This window comes from Enterococcus sp. NBRC 3427 (assembly GCF_007996925.1).
Taxonomy (GTDB): Bacteria; Bacillota; Bacilli; order Lactobacillales; family Enterococcaceae; genus Enterococcus_B; species Enterococcus_B lactis.
Genome location: NZ_BJLL01000090.1, coordinates 1 through 5,930 on the forward strand (window position 1 = coordinate 1; position 5,930 = coordinate 5,930).

The 5,930-nt window shown below is 38.4% G+C and carries 6 protein-coding genes; all 6 read left to right on the forward strand.

Annotation, left to right across the window (positions count from 1 at the left end; translation table 11 throughout):
* Nucleotides 1–196 precede the first annotated feature (196 nt).
* The 6 genes from ESP02_RS12680 to ESP02_RS12705 are packed head-to-tail and all read left to right on the forward strand — an operon-like array spanning nt 197 to nt 5,871.
* Nucleotides 197–2,278, forward strand: coding sequence for a PTS sugar transporter subunit IIA (locus ESP02_RS12680; protein ID WP_038398400.1), 2,082 nt, complete (start codon nt 197–199; stop codon nt 2,276–2,278).
* A 35-nt stretch (nt 2,279–2,313) separates the two neighbouring features.
* Entirely contained in the window at nt 2,314–2,616 is a 303-nt protein-coding gene (locus ESP02_RS12685; RefSeq protein ID WP_002292534.1) for a PTS sugar transporter subunit IIB, read from the forward strand.
* A gap of 25 nt (nt 2,617–2,641) precedes the next feature.
* Entirely contained in the window at nt 2,642–3,931 is a 1,290-nt protein-coding gene (locus ESP02_RS12690; protein WP_002315985.1) for a PTS sugar transporter subunit IIC, read from the forward strand.
* 18 nt (nt 3,932–3,949) lie between these two features.
* Nucleotides 3,950–4,357, forward strand: coding sequence for a hypothetical protein (locus ESP02_RS12695; protein WP_010731855.1), 408 nt, complete (start codon nt 3,950–3,952; stop codon nt 4,355–4,357).
* Between the two features lie 22 nt (nt 4,358–4,379).
* Nucleotides 4,380–5,249, forward strand: coding sequence for a class II fructose-bisphosphate aldolase (locus ESP02_RS12700; protein WP_002310673.1), 870 nt, complete (start codon nt 4,380–4,382; stop codon nt 5,247–5,249).
* Between the two features lies 1 nt (nt 5,250).
* Nucleotides 5,251–5,871 (forward strand): zeta toxin family protein, encoded by a 621-nt coding sequence (locus ESP02_RS12705; protein WP_002375068.1) that lies wholly within the window; start codon nt 5,251–5,253, stop codon nt 5,869–5,871.
* Nucleotides 5,872–5,930: the final 59 nt, after the last annotated feature.

Below are 5,930 nucleotides of genomic sequence, written 5' to 3' on the forward strand. Positions count from 1 at the left end.
ATGACCTCTTTTTTGTATAGATGGGCAAAATTTTTGTAATAATAGGCGTATGTCTTTTTCGTTGAGAAGTTGAAAAAGCATACGGCTTATTTTTTGTTTGCTATGCTTACTTTCTTTCCACTTCAAGTGGCAGAAATATCTACTTTTTATTATGTAAGCGGAACCATATACTTGAAATCAGAAGGAGATCATTTCTATGAAAACAAGAACAATTGAAATACTTCACAGAATCATGACAGCCCAATATCCAGTAAAAGCGGAACATCTAGCAGATGAGTTTAATGTCAGTCAGCGGACAATCCGTCAGGAAGTTCTTGAAGCGAATATCTGGTTGAGCAGTAAAAAGCTTCCGGAAATCAGAACAATTCGCAACAAAGGTTTTTTGTTGAAACTGGAGAATGACAAGCAAGTTCGATTAGAAACTGAAATAAAAGATGTGAAAGACGGCTTTTTGAATCGGCGGGAACGTATTTTTGATTTAGTTTTAGCCATTGCTTACAGCCGAAACCCGATCCATCTAAACAAAAAAGAAGAAGAATTTCAAATCTCTAAAAGTACGTTAGATGAAGATATGAGACGATTACGAGCAACACTGGTCAGTTATGGAATCGAGATCGTTAGTTATGGAAAGCAGGGACTGGTTTATAAAGGTTCAGAACGATCTATCCGTACGATGATCTATGATTTTATCAATCAGAATCTGGGGATGACCGACTTCTTTATGAATCAAGATGCACAACTAACACCGGCTCAAAAAATCTTTTTTCATTATTTTCCTTTGGTGGAAATCAAAAAAATAGAGGAGATCTATTCCAATAAGTTGTTAAAACAAGAGGATGATATTTATAAAAAGCAAATTCTGCTTTTTACATTGATCTGGATCCAGCGAATCAGGAAACATGAATTCATCTCTGCCATTAATTGGAAAAATACAGAAATAAAAGACAGCAGCTTCTCTGCATTTATTGACTACATGATCACGGAATTTCAATTGGACAATGTCCCACAAGTAGAAAGAAATTATCTTCGTTTCACTATCGAGACGTTCAATGCTAGAGATATCTCCAATTCGATTGAGTGGGTACAAGCTCAACTACTAACGATCCAATTGATCCAATTTGTAGAGAACGAGACACACATACCTTTTCATCTAAAAGAAGAAGCTTTATTCGAAAATCTCTATAAACACATGGCTGCACTAATCATAAGAATCAAGCATGCTATTCAAGTCATGAATCCATTGAAAGAAAACATCCGAACAAATTATTTTCCAATCCACCGCGCAGTCACTCATTTTGTTCCTACGATCGAAGAAGTAATTGGCGGCAAGATACTGGAGGACGAGATAGCTTTTCTTGTCATCCACTTTTCGACGATTGCCAGTGTGATCAAGCGAGACCTGAATTATGTTTATCAATCAGTTGTTGTCTGTAATCACGGCATGGCTACCGGGAATCTGTTAGCAGAAAATCTGAAAGAAAAATTTCCTCAAATCGAGATTACTGCAGTTTTAAGTTCAAAAGAAATCGAATTAGTGGATAAACTGGATGTCGATCTGGTTTTCAGCACCTTTCAATTGAATTATCGAAATAAGCCGCTTTTAGTTGTCGATCCAATTTTGACTGAGACGAATATTTTAGTTATAGAAGACTTTTTGAAAAGAAATGAAGAACTGCAGCGGTTAAAACCTAACAGTCATGAATCGACGCAGTTATTCACTCAAATAATCGGTGTCATGGAAGAAAGTGGTGGCCGAGTGGACCGCATCATCTATGGCAAGTTGGAAAAATTATTTGAAATAAACAATCTAGAAATCAACAAAAGGGAGATCCAGCCTATGTTAAAAGATATTTTGACGGACAGCAATATCATGATCAAAGAAAAAGCCGCTACTTGGGAGGAATCAATTGAACTAGCTGCTAAACCATTGGTCAAAGAAAACATTGTTGAAGAACGCTATGTCGAAGCGATGATTCGTGCAGTGAATGAATACGGGCCATATATCGTGATTGGCAAACACATGGCGCTAGCCCATGCTCGACCAGAAGATGGGGTCAATAAGTTAGGAGTCAGCGTAGCTACGATTGAGCAACCAATCGATTTCGGTAATCCTGAAATGGATCCAGTAAAGATTATTTTTTGTTTAGCGGCAGTAGATTCCTACTCGCATCTGAACATCATGAAAGAACTGATCGAACTGATCAATAATGAAGAGAAGTTGGATCGATTGATCGAGTGCACAAATGTTGAAGATTTCAAACAACTGCTTTTTCAGTAGTTGAGAAATAATAAATGATACGGGGAAGAACAAAGATGAACAAATTGAACATTTTATTCGTATGCGGCGCAGGTTTAGGAAGCAGTTTTGCAGCACAGATGTCTGCTGAGGATGTTTTGAACAAATTAGGAGTAGAAGCCAAACTGGACCATTGTGATATTTCTTCTGCAGTGTCCATGAAACCAGATGTGATCATCACAGCAGAAAATTTTCGCTCGCAGTTCGAAAAATTCTCAGTCGATCCTAAAACAGCGATGATCTATTTGAAAAATATTGTCTCGAAAAATGAAATTGAAGAAAAAATCACCCCAGTTCTACAAGATAAGGGAGTTATCTAAATAAAAAAGAAAAGAGGATAAAAACATGGGCGTTATCAATTTTATCATCGAAAATATTTTGACTCAGGCATCGATCACCATTGCATTGATTGCTATGTTGGGTCTACTGCTGCAGAAGAAATCAGCAGGACAAGTCATTTCTGGCACGTTAAAGACACTCCTAGGATTCCAAGTGTTGAGTGCCGGTTCGAGTATCATTGTTGGAAGTTTAACTTATTTCGGGAAAATTTTTACTGAAGGATTCCATATGCAAGGAATCATCCCTTCTATTGAGTCTATCAATGGGCAAGCAATGAATGATTTAGGTTTAGGTAGAGATATTGCACTGACGTTCTTAGCCATTTTTGTATTCAATATTATTTTGGCTCGTTTCACAAAATGGAAGTACATTTTTCTAACTGGTCAAGCCATTTTATGGATGGCGACGATGACGACGGTCTTTGGTTATTTCGCCGGTCTGCGAGGGATCGTATTGATCTTAGTCGGTGGTTTTATCGGAGCTTGTTTCGCCATTGCTATGCCAGCAGTAGCGCAACCAATTATACGTAAGATTACAGGATCGAATGATATTGCTTTAGGGCATTTTTGTACGATTGGATACTTATTTGAAGCTGGCGTGGCTAAGCTTTTTGGTGAGAAAGGTGAAAATAAAAAATCGATTGAAGAGATCAAATTGCCCACGCATTTCGAGTTTCTGCAAGATACGTATTTGTCTGTCATGGTCGTGATGGTCCCACTATATATCATCACTGTTTTGTTTGCAGGTGAACCATTCGCTTCTGAATTATCAGGAGATCAAAACTATATCATGTTTGCCTTTTTACAAGCCATCCAATTCGTAGTGGGTGTGTATGTATTGCTAGCTGGTGTACGTCTACTGTTAGGTGAAATCGTGCCGGCATTTCGAGGGATAGCAATGAAATTAGTTCCTGATGCGATTCCTGCCTTAGATTGTCCAGTTTTCTTTCCCTATAGCCCAAATGCTGTTATTTTAGGTTTCATTACGACAACAATCGGTACGATTATTGCCATGTTCACTTTGCCGATGTTCGGCTTAGCGATGATTTTACCAGGTATGCTAACGAATTTCTTTGCCGGAGGAACAGCGGGGATATTTGGTAACGCAGTTGGCGGACGTCGAGGAGCGATCATTGGCGGTATTGCTCATGGCTTCTTTATTACATTATTGCCTGCTTTGCTAGTAACGATCTTTAATTCGATGGGATTCATCAATGCTACAGCAACCGATGTAGATACAGTAGCCGCCGCACTCTTATATGCCTGGATCTTAAGCCCAATTTTGAAAGCATTTTAATTGAAAGTAGGGAAAATGATGTTCGGATTTTTTAAGAAAAAAGAAAATGAACCAAAAAAAAGATCGATAAAAGAGGAAAAAGTCCTCTCGCCAGAAGCGACCGAAAAGATTCAATCAGAGATTACACAATTAAATCAAGAGATTTCAACGACCCAAGAGAAGCCCAAATTAGCGGAACTTTATGAACAAGTTGGACTTAAATTTTCTGAATTGTATGAGAACGATCAAGCCATCCAATATTTAGAAAAGAGCTTGGAAAATAAACAGACGATCGGAGATGGGTATAAAAAACTGATGAGCCTCTATAATCAGAAGCGTGCAGATGCTGCTCGTGCGGGTGATGATCAAGGGATCGATTACTACATGGGCAAAATGGATGAGATGCGACAAATTGCAAAACAAGTAACGATCAAAGGAAACAAATAAAAAGATAAGGTGGCAATAAAAGATGTATACAACATTGAAAGAAGTAACAAAAACAGCAGAAGAGTTGAATTTTACAGTTGGAGCTTTTAATACGCATAACCTAGAAATGCTTCCTGCTATGCTAGGCGCAGCAAAAGAAATGGGTTCGCCGATCATTATTCAAACAAGTGTCGACACCGCAAAATATATTGGCATGCATGTGTTAGTCAATGTAATGACAGCTATTGCAGAAGAAGAAATGGTTGATGCAGTCTTGCACTTAGACCACGCCCGAGACTTTGATGATATCAAAGAAGCAATCGATAGCGGATATACTTCTGTCATGTATGACGGGTCCCATCTGCCTTTCAAAGAAAATATCTTGAAAACGAAAGCAGTGGTAGAATATGCCCATGCACACGGTGTTTCCGTAGAAGGAGAACTTGGAACGATCGGCGGTACAGAAGAAGGAATCCATGTCGCTGAAAATGACAAGGTATATACAAGACCGGAAGACGCAGTGAAATTTGTAGAAGCTACAGGTGTGGATGCATTAGCTATTGCTATCGGTACGAATCATGGACAATTCAAATCAAAAACAGAAGTGAACATTCCCTTGCTGAAAGAAATCGATGCAGTAGTTGATGTTCCCCTCGTTATCCATGGCGGAACAGGTGTGAAAGAAGAAGATTATCCCGAATTGATCAATAACGGGATCCGCAAATTCAATGTTGGAACGGAGCTTTTAGTCAACTGGACAAAAGTGGCTAAAGGAACCTTTAGTGAAACAGAAATCAACAAGTCTCTTCGCCATAATGTGATTCCAGCAAATGAAGCAGTAAAAGAAATTGTCAAGCATAAGATTGGACTGTTTATGAACTTGGAAAGTCCAATTAACTTAGGAAACAAATGAGATGAAAAAGTATTTCATTCTTCTAGCTGGTAGTCCTGGTACAGGAAAAACATATCTTATGAATAAACTACGGGAACGATTTCCAGATATGTATGCCATCACGCTCGATGAAATCAAGGAATATTATGCAGAATCCATCGGTTTTAACAACTTGGAAGAACGGGCGGAACAAGAAAGGACGAAAGTTTATCCTTTCTATTACAAAGCACTTGATCTGTATATGGAAGCAGGAAAGAAAGTGATTGTGTCCGAGTATCCTTTTAGTGATAAGCAAAAAACTCGACTCCAAGAATTAGCAGAAAAATACGGATATCAGGTAATGACGATTCGCCTAACAGCAGATTTTGAAGTGTTATGGCAACGTCGGTACAAACGTGATCGTGAACCAGATCGTCACTTGAGCTATATCATGGATCATTATCACTATGGCGACATATTGGAAGATCGATCGAAAGGGACGAACCATATTACGAAAGAAGCATTCAAAAAGATCATCACTGACCGAAAATATGATGAATTTCAGTTAGGAACACTATATGAATTTGATGTAACAGACTATACTCAAGTGGATTACACTCCACTATTGGATAAATTAGAAAAAGAAATCAATGACAATAAGTAACGAAGAAATGGTTTGATAGTGACAGATAATAAAGACAGGCGGCTCTTCTCTTGAGGTTG